This is a genomic window from Actinophytocola sp. (assembly GCF_036002505.1).
Lineage (GTDB): Bacteria > Actinomycetota > Actinomycetes > Mycobacteriales > Pseudonocardiaceae > DASYTH01.
Genome location: NZ_DASYTH010000144.1, coordinates 1 through 20,674 on the forward strand (window position 1 = coordinate 1; position 20,674 = coordinate 20,674).

The following is a 20,674-nucleotide window of genomic DNA, read 5'->3' on the forward strand; positions in this document are numbered from 1 at the left end:
AGTGGTGTACATTTCGATCTGATCGTCGAGAGGCATGACGAGGCTCGATATGTTTGCTGCAGGTAATTGCCATGCCATGCCATGCAGGTTCATCTCGGCGGCTATGCGGGTAACGGCGAGCAGGTTGGAGGCTTCAACTTCCAGCCATTTAATCGCCTCGGACTGGGTTGTGGTGATTAGTGGATAATTCGGAGGATCTGCATCTCGGAGAATCGGCCGGCGGCCGTGGTCGAAATGCCGGGTGGCGTTGTCGGTTACATGTAGATACCAGCCAAGCAGACGGGAGATCGCGGCGTCGCGTTCGCTGTCGGATTCGAGTTGGTGGACCCGTTCGTTTGCGTAGACGCGAAGCAGATCGTGGAACGCGTATCGGTTACTGGCGGTATGGTTGAGCAGATGCGCGTCGGCGAGACCGTCGAGGAGAAACCGGGCATCAAGTGGGGATATGTCGGCAAGTGCCGACGCTGCATCGGCGCTGATATGCGGTCCGGGGTGGAGGCCAAGTAGGCGGAACATTCGGGCCTGGTCGGCGGGAAGGATGCGGTCAGACCAGGAAAGAACCGTTCGAACGGTGGCTAGTTCGTCGCCGGGCACGGTGAGATAGTCGAGCCGGGTTTGCATGTCGGACAGTTCGGCGACCAGTTCAGCGATCGGGCTTTGCGGGTGGGCGGCGGCGCGGTGGGCGGCGATTCGCAATGCCAGCGGCAGGCGGGCGCAGAGTTGGGTCAGTTGGGCCACGGATTCTGGTTCGGAGGCTGCGCGGTCGTTGCCGATGATGCTGCGGACCAGGTCGACAGCCTCTTGTGGGGTGAGGAGGTCGAGGGTCACGCGGATCGCTGATTCGCTGATTACCAGCCCGATCAGGCTTGCGCGGCTGGTTATCAGCACCAGGCAGCCGGCGCTGCCTGGCAGCAGTGGGCGGACTTGGTCGGCGGTGTTGGCGTTGTCGAGCACGATCAGCACGCGGCAGCCGGCTAGGAGGGATCGGTAGAGGCCGGCTTGGGCTTCTTGGCCGATCGGAATTCCTTCTGGTGGGCAGCCTAGGGCGCGGAGGAAGCCGTCGAGGACTTCGGTTGGGGTGGCGGGTTCGCCGGGGCCGTAGCCGCGGAGGTTGACGTAGAGGGTGCCGTCGGGGAAGCGGTCTTGGACGCTGTGGGCCCAGTGGACGGCGAGGGTTGTCTTGCCTACTCCGCCGGTGCCGTCGAGGGCGGAGATCACTACTGTGCCGGCTTCCTCGGTGGGGAGGAGGGCGTCGAGGGCGGCCAAGTGCTCGGTGCGGCCGACGAAGTCTCGGATCGCCAGGGGGAGTTGGCGGGGGACTACGGGCGCCATTGAGGAATGGGCTAGCGAGACGTGGTGGATTGAGCCGGCTTGCACGATTGAACCGTTGAGCCTGCCTCCGGCCTCGTTGTGCACGGTCACGGCTGTCAGTGTGACGGGGAATCCGTTGGGGTGGGGCACACGCGGTTGCGGCCGGTTGCTTTTGCGCGGTACATGGCGGTGTCGGCGGCTTGGAGGAGGCGTTCGATGGAGGTGCCGGAGGTGGGGTAGGTGGCGATGCCGATGGAGGCGGTGAGGTCGGTGATGTGGCGGTCGTGGTCGGCGACCAGGACGGTGATCTTCAGTTTGGTGATGGCGGTGCGGATGCGTTCGGCGATTTCGTGGATGTGGGGCGGGGTCAGGCCGGGGAGGAGGACGACGAACTCCTCGCCGCCGAAGCGGCCTACGGAGTCGCGGCGGCGAACCGTCGCCGCGATGGTGTCGGCGACGGCTTTGAGGACGGCGTCGCCGGCGAGGTGGCCGTGGCGGTCGTTGATCCGTTTGAAGTGGTCGAGATCGACCATGAGCACGCCGAACGGGGCGCCGTCTCTGGTCAGTTCCTGGTTGGCCAGGCGGTGCCAGCCGGCCATGTTCCAGACGCCCGTTTTGTCGTCCTGGCGGGCGGCCGATTCGAGTTGCTCGATGAGGACGGCGCGGTGCAGCAGGTACACCGTTGGGATGATCAGTGCGGCGAGCGCGGGCAGGGTGGCGAATGCTGCCGCGACGAGGGCGCCGAGGCACAGGGTGGCGAACTCGAGCAGGTTGTCCTGCCAGCCACCGATCAGGTTGCGCACGCTGCGGTCGGTGGTGGTGAGACCTGGGATGACGATGACCGCGTTGACGATGAAGTAGGCGACGGCCGCGAGGGCGATCACGCCGGTACCGGCCCGGCCTGCGTGAATGGCGTCCCGCGCGCCGTGAATTCCGGTGGCGTCGGTGACGGAGCGGGTGATGTAACAGGTCAGGATGGTAATCGAGATCGTGAAGACGATCCGGAACGCGGACACCCGTTTCAGCCGGTACCAGCTGCGGCATTTCAGGTGCACGTGGAGCACGATGACCAGGACGGCGGTGAGGGCCGGCGGGAGCAGCAGAATCGCCGGTACCAGCCATACCGAGGTCATGTTGATGTGCACCGTGCCGGCGATCCGGTGGCGGACCCGCTCGACCTGCCGGCCGAGCTCGGCCTGTCCGACACCCATCACCGCCAGCGCGGCAAGCACGGCGATGTCACCGGCATGGACCGGCGCACGGACCGCGATGACCATCGTGGCGGCCAGGGCGATGATCGTGGACAGGCACCAGTAGACGATCGCGCTGCGCCGCTGGGTCCACACCTCCCAGCGGGTGGGCGAGATGAGATCTCGTATCGTCGGCTGGGTCGCTGGGGACGCCGCGGTGCGCTCGATGTTCATGATCGCCATACCCCCGCCTGGCGGATCCAGATTCCGTGCTCACTCAATCACTATGAGCGGTCGGTGGGCGCCGTTCGTTACATCTTGCGCCGGCTGTCCATTGTTTGACCAGCGGGCCGCGCCCCATGGCCTCGGCAGCCGTGCGGCGCGGCTCAGTCCGCCTGGACTAACTTCCTTGCGGTAGCACGGCATCGATGCCGGTGACGGTCGCGCCGGAACGCACCGGCACGGGAGTCGCCGACTCGTAGCTCGACGAGTCGCGGTACCACCGGGTCACCCGGTCACCGCCGGCGTCAAGGAACTCGAGCCGGACGAACTGCGGGCCCGCGACGCCGATAAGGCGGTAGGTGCCGTCCTGTTCGATCAGCGCGTCGTTCGCCACCGGCTCGCCGGTGACCGCGTTGAACGCCTTGACAACCCCCTGCAGCGGTGGTCGCCCGTCGGCGCGGGTGACTCGACCGCTGACCGTCGCGACCGGGCCCAGATGGGCGTCCAGCGGGGTATTCTGTCCAATGTGGATGGTTACCGGCCGCGCGCTGAGCTGGGTCGGCTGATCGCCCGACCACTGCCAGGGATACCCCCCGGTGGTGCTGGTGAACTGGACCGGCCAGACGTACGGCCCGACATGGTTGATCGTGTACGTGCCGTCTGTCTTGGTGCAGTACGTGAGCTCCGGTCCGCCGGTGGGGGTGCCCGCATGCGTGAACGCACACACGTCCCTGGCCGGTTGGCCGGTGGCCTTGTCCACGACCGTGCCGCTGATCGAGCCGGCGCCGTCGAGTTGCACCGGCGGCACGGTCACGGTCTGCCCCGCGGTGACGTCGACCGGCCGGGCGAAGAACTCGATGCCGGTTCCGCCGTGGGGGCCCACCCACTGGTCGCCGTGCACCCCGTCCAGGGCCGAGACATACAGCCGGTACCGGCCGGTATGCAGTTGTCCGATCCTGACCTGCCCATCGGATCCGCTGCAGTAGTCGGAGAAGGGACCGAAGCCGCCGAAGTTTCCCACCGCCTGTAGGCAGGCAAAGGCCACCGGCGCGTGGGTGCCGGCGTCCTGGATGGTCGCCGTGATGAACGCGACCGGTTCCAGCGCGAAATGGATCCGCGTCGTGGTGCCGGCGAACACGGTCACCGCGCTGTCGGCGGAAAAGTAGTTCTCATTGTCTGTGGCAAATACCCGGTAGTCGCCGAGCGGCAGATCCTCGAGTGTTACCGTGCCGGTGTCCGTGCAGCCACCGCCTCCGAACGGCCCGGACGTCGCGGCGCAGAAATGGTTGACCGGTGCGCCGGTCAGCTTGTCCGACGCGGTGACCTCCAGCGTTCCCCTGGGAAAGAGCACCTCGTCCACCACGGTGTCCTCGCCGTCGGTGGGCGTGAACGCCTCAGCATCTTCGAAGGTCGTTTTCTGGTGCGCCCATTGTGCGCTGTTGGACCGGTAGAAGAATTCCACCTTGTATGCGAGACCGAAGCCGTTCAGGTCACCGATGGCGTACCTACCGTTCGCGTCGGTGGTAGCCGAGCCGCCGAAGGCTCCGCGCGGCACCTGGATCACCACGACGAACACACCCGCCACGGGTGTCCCGTCGGTTCTCGTGACCTGCCCGACGATGCGTGTATCGAAGTCCGCTGTGGCCACCGTGGGAGCACCGACCGCGAGTAGCAGTGTGACCATGCCGATGGGAAGGCAGCGTGACATAACCGATCTGGCCAAGAGTCTTTCCTCCCAGTTCGGCGCCGGACCCCCCGGCGACCGCCGGACAAGTGTGCACCGCGCCATTGGGTTCAGGAAAGACTGAGGATGCGGAGCGCGAGTTGGATCTCCAGGGCGCGGTCAGGGGATTGCCAGTTGTCGCCGAGGAGGGAGGTGATGCGGTCGAGGCGTTGGACGACGGTGTTGACGTGGACATGGAGGAGGTCCTTGGCGCGGGTGAGGTTGGCGCCGCACTCGAAGTAGGCCTGGAGGGTGTGGATGAGGTCGGTGCCACGGCGGGCGTCGTAGTCGAGGACGGGGCCCAGGGTCGACTGGATGTACGCACCGAGGTCGGTGCGGTCGCCCAACAGCTGGCCGACGAAGCCCAGGTCGGTCAGCGCGGCGCCGTGGCCTACCTGGCCCAACGCGAGGAGGGCGCGAACGCAGCGGGTGGCTTCGGTGTGCGCGGTGGCGAGAGGTTCGGGGCCGGTGGCGGGTCCGCTGGCGCCGACGGTGACCGGGGTGTCCAGAGTGGACGAAAGCTCGGCGGACAGCTTGGTCGCGAGGGGGCCGGGGGAGGTGTCGGCGACGAGGAGGACGACCTGCTCGGCGTGAATACCGACGAGGGTGGCGTAGCGGGTGCAGGCGGTGGCGAGGCGGCGGCGGGACACGCCGTCGGTGTGCGTGATGAGCACCGAATGAGGGGTCGTGAGGTCGATGCCGAGGCGGCGGGCGCGGGCCAGCAACGCCGTCGGGTTGCGGGAGGGGGTGGTGAGGAGGTCGGCGAGGAGCTCGCCGCGGACGGCGTCTTCGGCTTGGGCCACCGAGCGTTGCAGCAGGATGAGCAGGGCGGTGACGACGCTGGCGCGTTCGAACAACCGGCGGTCGGCGTCGCCCAACTCCCGGCGGCCCGTGAGCACGAGGCTGCCCAGCAACTCCGGGCCGGCGAGGACGGCGCAGACCCAGGTGTCCGAAGTGGACACGGCGCGGCCGCTGGAGCGGGCCACGGCGATGGTGGCGACCGGCGGCGTCACCGGATCCGCATTCACCCGGGCCAGCTCGGTGCCTTCGGCGTCGAAGAGCACGATGCCGCCGTGCAGGACGCCGGCGACGGCGGCGGCCACGGAGGGGATGTCGCCGCCGCGGAGGACCAGGTCGGCGAGGCGGTCGTGGGCTTCCTGGGCCCGGCGGAGTGCCTCGTTGTGGGCGCTGATCTCGTCGAGGAGGCGTGCGTTGTCCAATGCCACGGCGGCGTGGTTGGCCAGGGAGGAGAGCAGCGCGACTTCTTCGGCGGCCCAGGCGCGGGGGGTGCGGTCGGCGGCGTAGAGGACGCCGATCACCTTGGTGCCCAAGGAAAGGGGGACGCCGAGAATGGCGACGAGGCCCTCGTCGCGGACGGCGGTGTCGATCGCGGTGGTGTGGAGGAAGCGTTCGTCGGCGACGTAGCCGGAGGTGGCGTAGGGGCGGGCGGTCTGCGCGACCAGACCGCCCAGCCCTTCGCCCATGCCGAGGGTGACCTGCTGGAACAGGGCGGACGCGGACCCGTCGGTGACCCGCATGTAGGTCCGGCCGGCTGGCTCGTCGTTGAGCGTCAGGTAGGACACGTCCGCGCCGAGCAGCATCCGGGCCCGGTGCACGATCGAGCGGAGCACCGCGTCGGGGTCGCGCAGCCGGGCCAGATCGCTTGCCGTGTCGAACAACGCGGTCAGCTCGGCCTCCCGGCGGCGGTGCGCGGCGAGCGTGTTCTCGATGCGCAGCACCAGCTCCGTGGCGTGCGCCAGCCGCTCGCCGCTCGCGCCTTCGGCGAGCAGGTCGAGCAGCTGGCGTACTGTGCTCTTGCTGTCAGAGCCCGGATGTACCACGAGGGTCATGTTGTCACTGGACTCGCCTTCGTGCCGATCTCGTCGGTCGGCACTCGCGCGGCCGGCACGTGGGGCGCCTCGGCGGTCAGCGATGCTCCGCGGGTCTCCCGGGCCAGCAGCACCGCGATGATGGTGATCACACACATGCCGGCCATGTAGAGCGAGATCGGCACGGTGCTGTGCAGGCCGCCGAGCAGTGCGACCGCGATGATCGGGGCGAGCGCACCCGCGGCGATGGAGGCGAGCTGGTAGCCGATCGACGCGCCGGAATAACGCACCCGGGTTCCGAACAGCTCCGAGAAGAACGCCGCCTGCGGGCCGTACATCGCGCCGTGCAGCACCAGGCCGACGGTCACCGCCAGCGTGATGACCCAGAACGACTTCGTGTCGAGCAGGGCGAAGAACGCGAAGGCCCACACGCCCATGCCGACGGCGCCGAACAGGTAGACCGGTTTGCGGCCGACCCGGTCGGACAGCGCGCCCCACAGCGGCACGGTGACCAGGTGCACGCCGGAGGCGATCAGCACCGCGTTCAGCCCGGTCGAGCGGGTCAGGTGCAGCGCGGTGGTGATGTACACCAGGATGAACGCGGTGATCACGTAGTAGGACATGTTCTCCGCCATCCGGGCGCCCATCGCGACCAGCAGCGACCGCCAGCTCCGGCGGACCACCTCGATGACCGGCGGGTGCTCCTTCTCCGCCCGCTTCCCGGCCTCCTCGGCGGCGGCGAGGAACACCGGCGACTCCGAGATGGACAGGCGAATCCACAAGCCGATCACGACCAGCACCGCGGAGAGCAGGAACGGGATCCGCCAGCCCCAGGACAGGAACGCGGCGTCGGACTGCACCGCGGAGAGGATCGCGAGCACCGCGGTCGCAATCAGGTTGCCGGCCGGGACGCCGGCCTGCGGGAACGACGCCCAGAAGCCGCGCCGTTTCGGGTCGGTGTGCTCGGAGACGATCAGCACCGCGCCGCCCCACTCGCCGCCCAGCGCGAATCCCTGCACCAGGCGGAGGAACGTGAGCAGCAGCGGCGCCGCGACGCCGACCGCCGCGTAGGTCGGCAGCAGGCCCATGCCGAACGTCGAGATGCCCATCAGCACCAGGCTCAGCACCAGTAACCGCTTGCGCCCCAACCGGTCCCCGAAGTGGCCGAACACCAGGCCGCCGATCGGCCGGGCGCCGAATCCGATGGCGTAGGTGAGGAACGCCAGCAGCGTGCCGGTGAGCGGGTCCGCGTTCGGGAAGAACAACTTGTTGAACACCAGGGCCGCGGCCGACTGGTAGAGGAAGAAGTCGTACCACTCGACCGTGGTGCCGATCATGCTGGCGCCGACGACCTTGACGATCTGCCGCCGGTTCGTACTTGTGGACAAGAGAATCACCGCACTTCGTTGGATGGTTGGGGACGGGTCAGTTCGCGGTCCAGCCGCCGTCAAGGGGAAGCGACGCCCCGGTGAGCGCGGCCGCGTGGTCACCGCAGAGCCACAGCACCAGCGCCGCCACCTGCTCGGGCTCGATCAGCTTCTTGATCGCGGACCGGTCCAGCAGCACCCGCTCGACGACCTCGTCCGCGCCGATGCCGTGCAGGGCCGCCTGCGCCGCGATCTGGTTGGCCACCAAGGGAGTCCGCACATACCCGGGGTTCACGCAGTTGCTCGTCACCCCGTGCGGCGCGCCCTCCAGAGCGGCCACTTTGGACAGTCCGTCCAGCGCGTGCTTCGCGGTCACGTACGCCGACTTGTTCGCGCTCGCCCGCAACCCGTGCGCGCTGGAGATGTTCACGATGCGCCCCCAGCCGCGCGCGTACATGTGCGGCAGGCACCGGCGGATCAGCAGAAACGGTGCGGTCACCATGACCTGTTGCAGCAGCAGGAACTTCTCCACCGGAAACTCGTGCAGCGGCGCCACGTGCTGCAACCCGGCGTTGTTCACCAGCACGTCGACCTCACCCGGCAGCCGCTCGATCGCCGTCGCATCCGCCAGGTCCACGACGTGTGCCCACCCGCCGACCTCGGCCGCGATCTCCTCGGCGGCCGCCCCGTCCCGGTCCACCACGTGCACCTTCGCGCCCGCCCCGGCCAGCGCCCGCACGCAGGCCCGCCCGATGCCGCCACCCCCACCGGTGACCAGTGCGGTCCGCCCGTCGAGCTCGTTCGTCATAGCAGTCGACGTTAGGTTTTCCCCGCATTGCCGACGATGTGGTCAAGCCCTACAACCCATGAGCGGCGCATGGTGCCCGCCACCAGTAGGGTGGAAACGTGATTTGTCCGAAATGCCAGAACGTCATGCAGACCGTGGACCGGATGGGAGTGCACATCGAGCAGTGCGAGGGATGCCGCGGCATCTTTCTCGACCGCGGTGAGCTGGAGCAGATCGCCGGTGCCGAGCAGCGGCACTACTCCGCCGCACCGCCGCCCTACCGGCCGGAGCCGGGCGGTGGCGGGTACCGGGACTCGCCGGCGCCGTACCGCGGCGGCTACCGCGATTCGCCGCCCGCGTACGGCGGCGGGGGGTACCGCGACTCGCCGCCACCGCACGGCCACGGCCGGCGCAAGCGGCGCGGCTTCCTCGAGGAGCTGTTCGACTGAACCTGATGATCTGCGCCGGGTGCGGCGAGTGGGCGGACCGTCCGGCGGTCCGCTCCGGCCCGGTCGTCGAGTGCGCCCACTGTGGGCATCGTGAGCCGTTCCGCCGGCTGCCGCTGTTCGCCCTCACCGGCCCCAGCGGCACCGGCAAGTCCACGGTCGGCCGTCTGCTCCCGGCCCGCCTCGGCAGCGATGTGATCGTTCTGGAGCAGGACCTGCTCTGGGTCGACGCCCTGCGCGACCCCGCGGACGACTACGCCGCGTTCCGCCAGACCTGGCTGCGCCTGATCGCGATGCTGCACCAGAACGGCCGCCCGGTCCTGCTCTGCGGCGCCGTCGTGCCACCGCAGCTGGAGCACCGCCCGGAACGCCCGCTCCTCGGCGACATCCACTACCTCGCCCTGACCGCCTCCGACGACGCCCTGCGCACCCGGTTGCGCGCCCGCCCCGCCTGGCGCGAGTGGGACGACGCCCGGATCGCCGAGATGATCACGTTCAACCACTGGGTCAAGGAGAACACCACGACCCCGCAGATGACCCTGCTCGACACCACGGACCGCACCCCCGAGCAGACCGCCGACGAGGTCGCCGCGTGGGTCCGGGATCACGGTCCCAGCAATACGGCGGGGACCACGGCAATGCCGTCGGACCGGCGGTAGGCCTCCCGCCCCGTGGTCACCACGACGGCGTCCAGCAGGTCGTCCCCGATCTGGTTCGCCAGCCAGCGCAGGTGCCGCACGTCCTCGTCGGCGACGGCCTGGGCAAGCTTGACCTCGATCGCCACGACGCGGTGGTCACCACGCTCGACGACGAGATCGATCTCGTGCTCGCCGCCTTTGGTGCGCAGATGCTTGACATTCGCCTCCGCGGCCTGCGCTCCCGCGCGAACTTCGAGGGTCACCAGTGATTCGAAGAGTGCGCCGATCAGGGGCCCGGAGCGCGGAATCGGCGGCCCCAGGGGTCGGGTGTCGAGGAGGGCCGCCGCGTCGGCTCCGAGCAACCGCGCCGCCAGGGCCGGATCGGCGAGGTGATGCTTGGGGGGAAGCGCCAGGCGGGCGATGGGATTTCGGGTCGGCAGCCAGGCGGGCACCGGCTCGATGATCCACAGCTGTTCGAGCACCTCGCGGTAGGGCTGGGTGGTGGTCCTGGCCGGCTTGTTGTCCTCGCCACCGGTAGCCGCGTCGCGGATTGTCTCGTACGTGGCGGTCGTGGCGGTGGCCGCGGCGTAGGCGATCATCCACCGGCGGAGCAGCGCCTGCGAGCGGACCGGGCGGTTCTGCTCGATGAAGTCGTGTTCGGTGATCCGCTCGAGATAGCTGTCCAACTGGGCACGCAGGGCCCGCCCAGGCAGCCCGCGAAGGGCGGGAAATCCCGATGCGACGATTTCCTCCGCGTACCTTTGAAGATCAACCGAGGTGGCCCCTTCGACCGTGGGCCGGCGGCCGGTCAGGAGTTCGGCGATGCTCACGGTCGGCGTGTCGATTCGGCGCTCGGAGAGGGCCAGCGGCCGCATGCGGATCGTGACGATCCGGCCTGCTCCGGAGTGAGTCGGAATCTCCAGCGGCGCCGAAGAGCCAGTGAGCAGGAACTGACCTCCGCTCGAGTCCGCATCGACGGCCCGTCGCACCGTGTCCCATGACTCCGGCACCCGCTGCCACTCATCGATGAGGACCGGCCGGGGGCCGGTGACCAGCCGGTTCAGGTCGCCGTAGGCGACGGCTCGCTCGGCGGGCTCGTCCATCCGGCGGACGGTCCTGGCTCGCCGCAGCGCGGTCGACGTTTTGCCCACGCCGCGCGCGCCTTCGAGGGAGAGCGCCGGCAGGACAGGCAGTAGCACGTCCAGCTCCGCGTCGACAATGCGACGCACATACTTGCGCGCAGGGCCGTCCATGCTGCGCACACTACATCTGGTCGCCTATCAACGCTACGTATGGTCGGAGATCTACGCTACAGATGGTCGAAATGCTGGACTACGCCTGGTCGCCGAGCGACCAGTTGTAGGGGCTGTCCGGGGCGTCCAGCCAGAGTTGCTGCTGGGTGGGCTCGATGGTGATGCCGAACCGGGAGCGGCGCGGGCGGCCCAGGGAGAGCCATCGGGCGTGCGCGGTTTCCAGCTCGTCCCACAGTGGGCGGGGGCCGCCCTGGATGACCTCGTGGCGGCCGCGGCTGGTGTGGTGGCGGGCCCAGGAGCCGTCCTGGTGGAACAGCAACACGGTGGTGGGGTTGAGGGTCAGCGCGGTCACGCCGGGTAGGTCGAGGCCGGCGTAGAACTCGAACGGGCTGGCCGGGCTGGCCACCGCGGCGGCTGGCAGGTCGGTCGGCCGGGACGCGCCGGGGGCCTCGGCGAGCGTGGTGATCATCGCTTCGTCGACCGGGTGGCGGTGCGCGCGCAGCGGCATGAACCGGCCGTCGTCGACGAGCACGCGACCGCTGCCGCACGGGCCCTCGCCGGCGATGACGCGGACCAGCCCGGCGCCGAGCGGGCGGTTGAGCGTGGTGACGACGATGCCGCCGGGGCGGGTCTGGGCGAGCCAGGACAGGGGGACGACGGAGACCGCGCAGGTGCTCAGCACCCGGTCGTAGGGTGCGTCCGGCAGGTAGCCGTGGGCGCCGTCGGTGGCCACGCAGGTGGGGTGGTAGCCGCAGCGGGCGAGGCGCTCCCGGGCGGTGGTGACGAGTGTGGCATCGACGTCCACTGTGGACACCAGGGTGTCGCCGAGGCGGTGGCAGAGCAGGGCGGCGTTGTAGCCGGTGCCGGTGCCGATCTCCAGCACGCGGTCGCCGGCGGCGACCGACAATGCGTCCAGCATCACCGCCATGATGGCCGGCATGCTGGACGAACTCGTTGGCACGCCGCGGATCTCGCCGGTGCGGCGGGCCTTGTCCCAGCGGGACGGATCGCCGTCGAGTTGGGTCACCAGCACCCGGTTGGCGTAGACCTGCGACAGCCAGTCGTCGTCGGTAAGGTCGACCGCGGCCCAGCCGTTCGGCGCCACCGGGCGGAAGAACCGGGGCAGGAACTCGTGCCGCGGCACCTCGTCGAACGCCGCTCGCCATCGGGCATCGGCCAGCAGGCCGTCGCGGACGAGCGCGCGCGCCAACCGCTCGCGGAACCGGCGCGCGTGCCGTTCGACCTCGTCCTGCGTGGCCATCTCCTCCACGGTAGTCGCCTGTGACCGAGCCCACCGGCAAGGTGCGAGCAGAGTGCTTGCAAGAGTTAGCACCCGCGCGTAGTGTCGGTGACGGCGCAAGGAGGTAACCCGGTGAACGAGGCCATCGACAAGGTTGCCGACCTCGGGCGCGGCATCGGCGAGTACATCCGCCAGCAGCGCGAGCACGCCAAGATCTCGTTGCGCCAGCTGGCGAAACAGGCCGGTGTGTCCAACCCGTACCTCAGCCAGATCGAGCGCGGCCTGCGCAAGCCCAGCGCCGAGATCCTGCAGCAGATCGCCAGGGGACTGCGGATCTCCGCCGAGGCGCTGTACGTGCAGGCCGGGATCCTCGACCTGCCGGCGGGCGGTCCGGTGATCGACGCGGTCCGCGCGGACCCGGCGCTCACCGAGCGGCAGAAGCAGGTTCTGCTGGATATTTATGAATCGTTCCGCCGCGAGAACACGAGCATGCAGTCCACAGTGGAGGGGTCCGGTGTGGACGGTGAGGAACAGAAGGACGGACCCCACACGAGGAGTGAGTGAGATGACCACGCCCAAGACGAAGGACGGGCGCAAGGCCCGCAAGCAGGCCGTCGAGGCGCTGAACACCGCCGTCGAGCAGGTCCGCGCCCCGCTGCTGGCCGCCATCGGTGCCGGCGACCTGGCCACCCAGGCCGTGGTGGACGCCGTGAACAAGGCCCGCACCCGGGTCAGCGAGCGGGCCGAGGCGGCCAAGGGTGCCGTCGAGGACCTGCCGGGCGACCTGACCACGCTGCGCGAGAAGCTGGACCCGGCCGAGCTGCGCAAGGTGGTCGACGAGTACACCGAGGCCGCGCAGAAGCTGTACCAGAAGCTGACCGACGCGGGTGAGGACGCGCTGGCCAAGTTCCGCGCGCAGCCGCAGGTCAAGAAGGCCCTGGAGAACCTCGAGGAGGCCATCGCCACCCTGCAGGACCGGGTCGGCGACGTCGCGGGTGACGCCCGCGAGCTGGCCGAGGACGTGCTGGCGCGGGTGACCAGGCGGACCCGCTCGGTCGGCGAGAAGACCGCGCGGAACGTCACCAAGACGGCCGCCGAGGTGGCCGAGGCCGTGACCGAGGCCGGCGACGAGGTCGCGCACGAGGTGCGCAGCACCACCCGCAAGGTGGCCGCCAAGACCGCCCCGCGCCGGACCACCGCCCCGGCCAGCAAGCCGGCCCAGAGCAAGCCCGCCGGCAAGTAGCCCCTCGAATGCCCCATCCGGTGCCCACACCGGATGGGGCATTTCCAGTCCGGGACCGCGAGTCGTACGTTCAGGCCACCGAGTCGTACGTTCGGGACGGTCTCGACGCAGGTCAGCCCTCCCGCTCAGTAGTCGTGTGGAACTGACCACCCGCGCCCACGTAGTCTTGCGGTGTGGATATGCCGTATTCAGCGTGGCTTGTACTGAAGGTGATCGACTGGGGCGCGGTCCCGGTCGGTTTGTTCGCCTTCGTGCACGCCCTGCTGCAGCGGCCCGACGCCTACACCGCCGCCGACCGCCTCACCAAGCCCGCCTGGCTCGCCATCACCGCCGGCTCCGCGGTCGCCCTGCTGCTGTTCAGCTTCGCCGGTGTGGCCTGGATGTTCTGGATGGCCGGCCTGGTCGCCGCCCTCGTCTACATCGTCGACGTCCGCCCGAAGCTCATCGAGGTCCAGCGCGGCAACAAGTGGTGACCGCGCCTACTCGCCGTTCGGCTCGTCCGGCAGCCGCCTGACCACGACGGGAATCCCCAGCACAGGAGTCTCCGGCTCCTCCCGTTCAGCGGCTTCCGCGCGCGCCGGGCGCCAGGCGAGCACGGCGGCCACGACGGCGATCGCGGCGCCGGCCAGGAGCGACCAGAAGCCGGGCCCGACCCCCGCGGCGGAGTGGGTTTCCGGCCCGTCGGGCGGCCGCAGGGCGTCGCGGTACCACAGTTCCTGCATGCCGATGCTCCAGACCGTGGCGACCAGGAAGACCGCGGCGATCACGGCGGACATGCGGTGCACGCGGCCGAACCGGGAGCCGGCCGGCGCCGCCGCGACGAGCAGCCCGAGCAGGGCGGTGGCCAGCAGAACCGCGACCCCGAACATCAGCGGCACGCCGTGCAGGGGCGCGCCGAGGGCATCGCTTTCGGGCACACCGTTGGTGGTGAACTCGAGGTCCCAACTGGTCACGCGTAGGTTCTGCCGCCGGGGCTCGCCCACATACTCGATCTCGACGGCGTACAGCGCCTGGAACGAGCCGATCGCGGTCAACCCCGCGGCACCCAGGAACAGCAGCGCGCCACCCGCCCGGGCACGGTTCCAAGGGGTCCGCGGCGCGGGCGGCTCCGGAACGGGCAACGGCTGCGGATCGGTCCCCGGCTCGGTCATTCCCCGATCCTGACACAGTGAATATCTCGCAATCACCCGGGAACACCGGGAAATCCGGTTGGCTAACCTGGCGTCGTGAACTGGACCATTGCCGGCACCCTGGCCGTCGAGCGCGCCGTCGACCGCCTGGACCTGCTGGGCGAGCCCGTCGCCAAGGCCCTCGAAAACCTGCCGGAGCGTGAGCGGATCGGCGTGGCCGCCATCGATCCGGAGCTGGCCGACACCGCGGCATTCTGCGAGGCGTACGGGTCGCCGCTGGAGGCGTCGGCGAACTGCGTGGTCGTGGCCGGGAAGCGGTCGGGGGAGGAGCGGTTCGCCGCCTGCCTGGTGCTGGCCACCACCCGGGCGGACGTGAACGGGATCGTGCGGCGCCGGCTCGACGTGCGCAAGGCGTCGTTCGCGCCGATGGACCGCGCGGTCGAGCTGACCGGGATGGCGTACGGCGGGATCACGCCGATCGGCCTGCCCGAGGGGTGGCCGCTGCTGATCGATTCCGTGGTCGCGGCGCTGCCGGAGCTCGTGATCGGCAGCGGGATCCGGGGCAGCAAGCTGCTGGTGTCCGGCCCGGCGCTGGCCGCGCTGCCCGAAGCCGAGGTGATCGAGGGCCTCGGCCAGTAGGGTCGGCGGCGTGGAGTTCCAAGACGTGGTGCGGCGCCGTCGCATGATCCGCAGCTACGACCCCGACCGCCCGGTGCCGCCGGAGACCGTCGAGCGCATCCTGCAGAACGCGGTCCGCGCGCCGAGCGCCGGTTTCTCGCAGGGCTGGGGTTTCCTCGTGCTGGAGACGCCGGAGGACATCGCCCGCTTCCGCGAGGCCTGCCACCTCGAGGACGACCCGCCCTACCTGGCCGCCACGGTCGAGGCACCGCTGCTGATCGTGACGCACTCCAACAAGAGCGTCTACCTCGACCGCTACGCCCAGTCGGACAAGGGTTTCACCGACCAGGACGACTCCTGGTGGCCGGCGCCGTACTGGGACATCGACACCGGCATGGCGGCGCTGCTCATCCTGCAGACCGCCACCGACGCCGGCCTCGGTGCGTGCTTCTTCGGCCTGCCCAAGGAGCGGATCCCCCACTACCGCGAGGCTTTCGGCGTGCCCGAGCAGTTCCACCCGATCGGCGCCGTCTCCATCGGCTACCCCGACGACGCACCCAAACGCGACCTACGCAGCCGCCGCAAACCCACCGACGAGGTCATCCACCGCGGCCGCTGGTCCGCCTAGCGCGGTGATGTTCGTGTGTTGGCCACTGACGCTGTCGTGTTGGCGTGTGGCGTCGCTGTATTGGCCGTGTGCGCGTCGGCTGAGTCTCGAGCTCGGTCACCACCGACCGATACACCCGCGCCTGGAGCCAACACGGCGACGTAGCACGCCAACATGACGACGTAAGCCGCCAACACCGTTACGACATGCCGGCGGGTATGTCCGTCTCAGGCGCCGTTGATGCTCGCCGAGGCGTTGACCAGGTCGTTGTGGGCGTCGCCGAGCATGCCGTGGATCTCGGTGGGGTACTCGGACGCGGCGGCCGAGCTGGCGTGCCCCGCGGCGGAGTTCGCCCAGTAGCCGACCTCGTTGCAGGCCTTCACCGAGTAGACCCAGTCCTGCACACCGGCTTCCATGAGCTGGCTCGCGGCGCCGTACCCCTGGCCGGACAGCGTCGCGCACTGCCCGGCGAACGCCTCGATCTCCTCGCGCGTGGCGGAGTCGGCGGTGGCGTACAGGATCGACGCCGCCTGCTCCGCGGCCGCCACCTCCACCTTCAGGTTCCCGCACACCGCGTTGATGTAGTCACTGAGCTGAGCCTGGCGGTCCCACTCCGCCTTCTGCTCCTCGCTGGGCTCCTCGTACGGAACGCTCACCGGCTCCTGATCCGCCGGCGCACTGTCCTGCCCGGTGATCTCCTCGTACTGCTCCTCGACCCACTCGCCGGCCTGGTCGACCCAGCTCTTCTCCTCTTGATCAGGCATGAGCGCCACTGTGACACGGCCAACCGCCCCGCTCATGGCCCAGCAGGCCGCGAACCAGGCAACCGCCGCCGCCCCAAAGGGCGCACGCTCAGGCCGGCGCCCCGTTGACGATCACGTTCACCAGCTCGAGGCCGTCGATGTCCCGGGCGACCGGTGCGGTGGCGGCGGTGGTGAACGTGCAGTCCCGCAGCGAGACGTTGCTGATGTGGTCGTCGGGGTAGCCGACGAGGTACCAGGGCTGCCCGGCCTGGGCGACGGTCAGGTCGGAGACGTGGATGTCGGACACGGTCGGGTTGAACCCGTGCCCCGGGCCGTCCTCGTAGAAGAAGTCGACGAGGAACGCGATCTGGCCGACCACGCCGACCTCGACGTGTCGCATGTGGACGTTCTGGATGAACCCGCCGCGCAGCGAGTTGGTCTTCAGGCGCAGCACGTTGTTCAGGTTGGGGCTGCTCATCCGGAGGTTCTGGGCGAAGACGTTGCGCACGCCGCCGGTCATCTCGCTGCCCATGGTGACGCCGCCGTGGCCGTCGGCGAAGTCGCAGTCGGTGATCACGATGTTCTCCGACGGCACGTTCACCCGGCGCCCGTCGGCGTTGCGCCCGGACTTGATCGCGATGCAGTCGTCCCCGGTGTTGAACGTGGAGCGGCGGATCACCACGTCGCGGCACGACTCGGGGTTGCACCCGTCGTTGTTGGGCCCGTGGCTGTTCACCGTGATGCCCTGCACGGTGACGTTGCGGCAGAGCACCGGGTGGATCTCCCACATCGGCGAGTTGACGATCGTGACGTCCTCGATGAGGACGTTGCGGCAGCGGTAGAACTGCGCCAGGTTCGGCCGCAGCAGCCGCCCGCCGAAGAGCCGTTGCGCCACCGGCACTCCGGCGTCGGCCTGGCGCTGCAGGTCCTGCCAGTCCGGGTCCTGGGTGGTCTTCCACGGCCACCAGTGCGTCGCGTCGGCCTGGCCGTCCAGCGTCCCGGAGCCGGAGATCGCGATGTTCTCCTGCTCGAACGCGTAGATGAACGCCGAGTAGTTCATCAGCTCGATGCCCTGCCAGCGGGTGAACACCGCGGGCAGGTACGCCGCCGGATCCTGGCTGAACCTCAGCGTCGCGCCGGCTTCCAGGTGCAGGTTCACGTTGCCGCGCAGGTGAATGGCGCCGGTCAGGTACGCGCCGTCCGGGACGACCACGCGCCCGCCACCGGCGTGGTGACACCGCGCGATCGCCTCGCGGATCGCCGCGGTGCAGCCGGTGACGCCGTCGCCGCGTGCGCCGAAGTCGGTGATCCGGAACGTCCGGTGCGGGAATCGCGGCGGGCGGACCCGGGCGAGGATGCGGCCCGCCTCCCGCCAGGCGGCATGCTCCGGATCGGCCGTGGAACTCGTGGGTAACGCGCCCGCCGCGATGGCGCTGCCGGCCAGAGCTCCGGCGCCTCTGAGAAATACTCGTCGCGAAGGCCGCATGGACTTCCCTCCTAAGTGGACTCCTTCAGGCGGGTGACAAGCTGGGTGGGGTTGACGAAGCGCAGCGCGATCACGAGCAGCACCAGCATGGAGCCGGTGTAGATCACGGCCATGGCGTCGACGGCCTGCTGGGCGCGGATGCCGGCGGAGAACATCTGCTCGTACAGCGACACCACCAGGGTCTGGCTGCTCGGGCCGGCGGTGAGGAAGGTCAGCTCGAACATGCCGACCGTGCGCACCAGCACCAGGATCGAGGCGGCCAGCATGCCCGGGACGAGCAGTGGGGAGAGCACCCGGGTGAACACCGAAACCGTTGAGGCGCCGCACATCCGGGCCGCCGACTCGATCTTCGGGTCGATCTGCTCGATGAACGGGGTCATGGTGAGCACGACGAACGGCACCGACGGCACCAGGTTCGCCACGATCACACCGGTGATCGACCCGGCCAGGTCGAACTTGTAGAGCACGGTGGCCAGCGGGATGCCGTAGGTCAGCGGCGGCATCAGGATCGGCAGCAGGAACAGCACCGTGAGCAACCGCTTGCCGGGGAAGTTCCGGCGCGCCAACGCATACGCGCACGGCACGCCGATGACGACCGACAGCACGACGACGGCGACGGCCACCTCGACCGTCACGATCAGCACGTCGAGCAGGTTCAGCTCGTGCCACGCGGTGGAGTACCAGGACGCGGTCAGCCCGGCCGGCCACCAGGTGCCGAACCACTGCGTGCTGAACGAGTTCAGCACCACGGTGGCCACCAGGGCGAACAGGTTGATCAGGAAGAACCCGACGACACCCCACACGATCCAGGCGCTCGGCCGGGCCACGAGTGCGCGCGCCATCAGCCCTTCCCTCCGGTCGCCCCACGGTACAAAGTGGACCGCCAGGCCAGCACCAGCCCGATCACCGCGAGCATGACCACCGCCATGATCATCGCGATGGCCGAGCCGAGCGGGAAGTCGAAGTCCCGGAACGCCGACTCGTAGGCCGCGATGGAGATCACCCGGGTGGCTCCCTGCGGCAACCCGACCAGGTACGCCGACGGGAACACCGAGAACGCCAGCACGAACGTCAGGCAGAACGTGATCGCCAGGCCCGGTGCCAGCAACGGCAACGTGATCCGGGTGAACCGGTGCCGCCAGTCCGCGCCGAGCGTGGCCGCGGCCTGCTCCAGCGACGGGTCGATGCCGGACAGGTACGACAGCGTCAGCAGGAACGCGAACGGGAACCCGGTGATGATCAGCGAGAACAGCACGCCCCAGTAGTTGTTCACCAGCCGCAGCGGCGTGTCCGTCAGGTGCAGCCACAGCAGCACCTTGTTGAACCAGCCGACCGGGCCGAGGTACTCGATCAGCCCCTCTGCGGTGAGCACCGTGCCCAGCGTGATCGGCACCACCAGAATCGTGGTCAGCAACCGTTTTCCGCGGAACCGGCCGCGCATCCGGTAGGCGATCGGGATCGACGCCAGCACGTTGATCAGCGCCGCGGGCAGCGCCAGCCGCAGCGTCAGCCAGATCGTGTCGAACAGGTAGGAGTCGCTGAAGAACTTCTGGTAGTTGGCCAGCGGCCCGCCACCGTCCTTGGGTTGGAACGACAGCTGCAATCCGTAGAACACCGGGTAGACGAACAGCACCGCCACGAACAGCACGCCCGGCACCAGCAACAGCAACACCCGGTCCACTCCGCGCTCGGCCAACCGGTGCCGCAGCGCAGGCTTCTCAACTGTCCCTTGTGGACGCTCCAAGGTCGCGGTCACGATGAGCCCTCCGCCGCGAACACCAGCACCCGCTCCGGCGGCACGGCCAGGCGCACCTCGTCACCGGGCGCCAACCGGCTTGTGGTGCGGACGTGCAACGCCAGCCCGCCGGAGAGCCGAGCCTCGACGACCTGCTCGCGGCCGTGGTACTCGACGATCTCCACGGTCGCCGGGATGGTGTTCTCGACGTCCGCGCCGGCGACCGAGAAGTCCTCGGGCCGGACCGCGGCCACGGCGTCGTGACCGGCGGGCAGGTCGTCCCGGTTGGCGCCGACCAGTTCGAGCCCGTCGGCCCGCACGGTCACGGAGTCCCCGTGCGCGGCGTGCACCGCGACCGGGATCATGTTGCGGTAGCCCATGAACCCGGCCACGTACCGGTTCGCCGGGTGCGCGTACACCTCCTCCGGCGAGCCCACCTGCTGCACCTCGCCCTCGCGCAGCACCACCAGGCGGTCGGCCAGGGCCAGCGCCTCCTCCTGGTCGTGCGTCACGTAAACCGTGGTCAACCCGAGGGTCTGGTGCAGCCGGCGGATCTCGGTGCGCATCTCCAGCCGGAGTGCCGCGTCCAAATTGGACAGCGGCTCGTCCATCAGCACCAGCCGCGGCTCCAGCACGATGGCCCGGGCGATGGCCACCCGCTGCTGCTGCCCGCCGGAGAGCTGCGCCGGGAACTTGTGCGCGTGCGCCTCGAGCTGCACCAGCCGCAGCGCCTCGGCCACCCGCCGGATCCGCTCGGTCCGCGGCACCTTGCGCATGGACAGCCCGAACCCGATGTTCCGGCGCACCGACATGTGCGGGAACAGCGCGTAGTTCTGGAACACCATGCCGAAACCGCGGCGTTCCGGCGGGAGCTGGTCGATCCGCTTGCCGTCAAGGAAGATCGCACCGCCGGTGAGCGGAAGCAGCCCGGCCAGGCAGTTCAGCGCGGTGGACTTCCCGCAGCCGGACGGGCCGAGCAGGGCGACGAACTCGCCGCCCTTGATGGTCAGGTCCATGTCGCGCAGCGCCACGTGGTCGCCGAACGCCCGCCGCACGTGGTCGATGTGCAGCTCGGCGAACCGCTCCGCACCCAGCTCACTCACGCC

The 20,674-nt window shown here is 69.4% G+C and carries 21 protein-coding genes; 7 read left to right on the top strand and 14 right to left on the bottom strand.

All coding sequences use genetic code 11. The features are described from left to right. The 6 genes from VGR06_RS12390 to VGR06_RS12415 all read right to left on the bottom strand — a co-directional run. Nucleotides 1–1,422 (bottom strand): ATP-binding protein (locus VGR06_RS12390; RefSeq protein ID WP_327559178.1); only part of this gene is annotated, 1,422 nt, incomplete at its 3' end. Between the two features lie 5 nt (nt 1,423–1,427). Further along, nucleotides 1,428–2,744, bottom strand: coding sequence for a GGDEF domain-containing protein (locus tag VGR06_RS12395; protein WP_327559179.1), 1,317 nt, complete (start codon nt 2,742–2,744; stop codon nt 1,428–1,430). Between the two features lie 157 nt (nt 2,745–2,901). Next, nucleotides 2,902–4,407, bottom strand: coding sequence for a carboxypeptidase-like regulatory domain-containing protein (locus VGR06_RS12400; protein WP_327559180.1), 1,506 nt, complete (start codon nt 4,405–4,407; stop codon nt 2,902–2,904). 110 nt (nt 4,408–4,517) lie between these two features. After that, entirely contained in the window at nt 4,518–6,296 is a 1,779-nt protein-coding gene (locus VGR06_RS12405; protein ID WP_327559181.1) for a helix-turn-helix domain-containing protein, read from the bottom strand. Then, the gene (locus VGR06_RS12410) at nt 6,293–7,612 is read right to left on the bottom strand and encodes an MFS transporter (protein WP_327559235.1); all 1,320 of its coding nucleotides are present in this window, start codon (nt 7,610–7,612) and stop codon (nt 6,293–6,295) included. The genes VGR06_RS12405 and VGR06_RS12410 overlap by 4 nt, the downstream gene beginning before the upstream one ends. An 88-nt stretch (nt 7,613–7,700) precedes the next feature. After that, nucleotides 7,701–8,450 carry a 3-hydroxybutyrate dehydrogenase gene (locus VGR06_RS12415; RefSeq protein ID WP_327559182.1) on the bottom strand — a complete coding sequence of 250 codons (750 nt, stop codon included), beginning with the start codon at nt 8,448–8,450 and terminating at the stop codon, nt 7,701–7,703. A 98-nt stretch (nt 8,451–8,548) separates the two neighbouring features. Between VGR06_RS12415 and VGR06_RS12420 the strand changes: the two genes are divergently transcribed. After that, nucleotides 8,549–8,878, top strand: a complete 330-nt coding sequence (locus tag VGR06_RS12420) for a zf-TFIIB domain-containing protein (protein ID WP_327559183.1) — start codon at nt 8,549–8,551, stop codon at nt 8,876–8,878. Nucleotides 8,879–8,883: 5 nt separating this feature from the next. Next, nucleotides 8,884–9,534, top strand: coding sequence for an AAA family ATPase (locus VGR06_RS12425; protein ID WP_327559184.1), 651 nt, complete (start codon nt 8,884–8,886; stop codon nt 9,532–9,534). Here the strand turns inward: VGR06_RS12425 and VGR06_RS12430 are convergent. Together VGR06_RS12430 and tgmC are read right to left on the bottom strand one after the other, a co-directional pair. Continuing rightward, a complete protein-coding gene (locus VGR06_RS12430) occupies nt 9,480–10,766 on the bottom strand; it encodes an ATP-binding protein (protein ID WP_327559185.1) in 1,287 nt (428 codons plus the stop codon). The two genes, VGR06_RS12425 and VGR06_RS12430, sit on opposite strands and share 55 nt — an antisense overlap. 79 nt (nt 10,767–10,845) lie before the next feature. After that, complete coding sequence (gene tgmC / locus VGR06_RS12435) at nt 10,846–12,027, bottom strand: ATP-grasp peptide maturase system methyltransferase (protein ID WP_327559186.1); 1,182 nt, start codon at nt 12,025–12,027, stop codon at nt 10,846–10,848. 111 nt (nt 12,028–12,138) lie between these two features. Between tgmC and VGR06_RS12440 the strand changes: the two genes are divergently transcribed. The 3 genes from VGR06_RS12440 to VGR06_RS12450 all read left to right on the top strand — a co-directional run bounded on the left by VGR06_RS12440 (nt 12,139) and on the right by VGR06_RS12450 (nt 13,722). Then, complete coding sequence (locus VGR06_RS12440) at nt 12,139–12,570, top strand: helix-turn-helix transcriptional regulator (RefSeq protein ID WP_327559187.1); 432 nt, start codon at nt 12,139–12,141, stop codon at nt 12,568–12,570. A gap of 1 nt (nt 12,571) precedes the next feature. Then, complete coding sequence (locus VGR06_RS12445) at nt 12,572–13,249, top strand: hypothetical protein (protein WP_327559188.1); 678 nt, start codon at nt 12,572–12,574, stop codon at nt 13,247–13,249. A gap of 179 nt (nt 13,250–13,428) precedes the next feature. After that, complete coding sequence (locus VGR06_RS12450; RefSeq protein WP_327559189.1) at nt 13,429–13,722, top strand: DUF2516 family protein; 294 nt, start codon at nt 13,429–13,431, stop codon at nt 13,720–13,722. A 6-nt stretch (nt 13,723–13,728) separates the two neighbouring features. Here the strand turns inward: VGR06_RS12450 and VGR06_RS12455 are convergent, their stop codons facing one another. Further along, nucleotides 13,729–14,400, bottom strand: coding sequence for a hypothetical protein (locus tag VGR06_RS12455; protein WP_327559190.1), 672 nt, complete (start codon nt 14,398–14,400; stop codon nt 13,729–13,731). A gap of 75 nt (nt 14,401–14,475) precedes the next feature. Here VGR06_RS12455 and VGR06_RS12460 point away from each other — a divergent pair, with 75 nt between their 5' ends. Together VGR06_RS12460 and VGR06_RS12465 are read left to right on the top strand one after the other, a co-directional pair. Further along, entirely contained in the window at nt 14,476–15,018 is a 543-nt protein-coding gene (locus VGR06_RS12460; RefSeq protein WP_327559191.1) for a YbaK/EbsC family protein, read from the top strand. Between the two features lie 10 nt (nt 15,019–15,028). Beyond that, nucleotides 15,029–15,625, top strand: coding sequence for a nitroreductase family protein (locus VGR06_RS12465; RefSeq protein ID WP_327559192.1), 597 nt, complete (start codon nt 15,029–15,031; stop codon nt 15,623–15,625). Nucleotides 15,626–15,831: 206 nt separating this feature from the next. Here VGR06_RS12465 and VGR06_RS12470 read toward each other — a convergent pair whose 3' ends face one another. From VGR06_RS12470 to VGR06_RS12490, 5 genes are all read right to left on the bottom strand, one after another. Further along, on the bottom strand, nt 15,832–16,368 hold the full coding sequence (locus tag VGR06_RS12470) for a hypothetical protein (RefSeq protein ID WP_327559193.1): 537 nt from the start codon (nt 16,366–16,368) through the stop codon (nt 15,832–15,834). Nucleotides 16,369–16,456: 88 nt separating this feature from the next. Then, the gene (locus VGR06_RS12475; protein ID WP_327559194.1) at nt 16,457–17,833 is read right to left on the bottom strand and encodes a glycoside hydrolase family 28 protein; all 1,377 of its coding nucleotides are present in this window, start codon (nt 17,831–17,833) and stop codon (nt 16,457–16,459) included. Between the two features lie 11 nt (nt 17,834–17,844). After that, nucleotides 17,845–18,675 (bottom strand): ABC transporter permease, encoded by an 831-nt coding sequence (locus VGR06_RS12480; protein ID WP_327559195.1) that lies wholly within the window; start codon nt 18,673–18,675, stop codon nt 17,845–17,847. Then, a complete protein-coding gene (locus VGR06_RS12485; RefSeq protein ID WP_327559196.1) occupies nt 18,675–19,589 on the bottom strand; it encodes an ABC transporter permease in 915 nt (304 codons plus the stop codon). Before VGR06_RS12485 ends, VGR06_RS12480 begins: the two co-directional genes overlap by 1 nt. Further along, entirely contained in the window at nt 19,586–20,671 is a 1,086-nt protein-coding gene (locus VGR06_RS12490) for an ABC transporter ATP-binding protein (protein ID WP_327559197.1), read from the bottom strand. The genes VGR06_RS12485 and VGR06_RS12490 overlap by 4 nt, the downstream gene beginning before the upstream one ends. Nucleotides 20,672–20,674 lie beyond the last annotated feature (3 nt).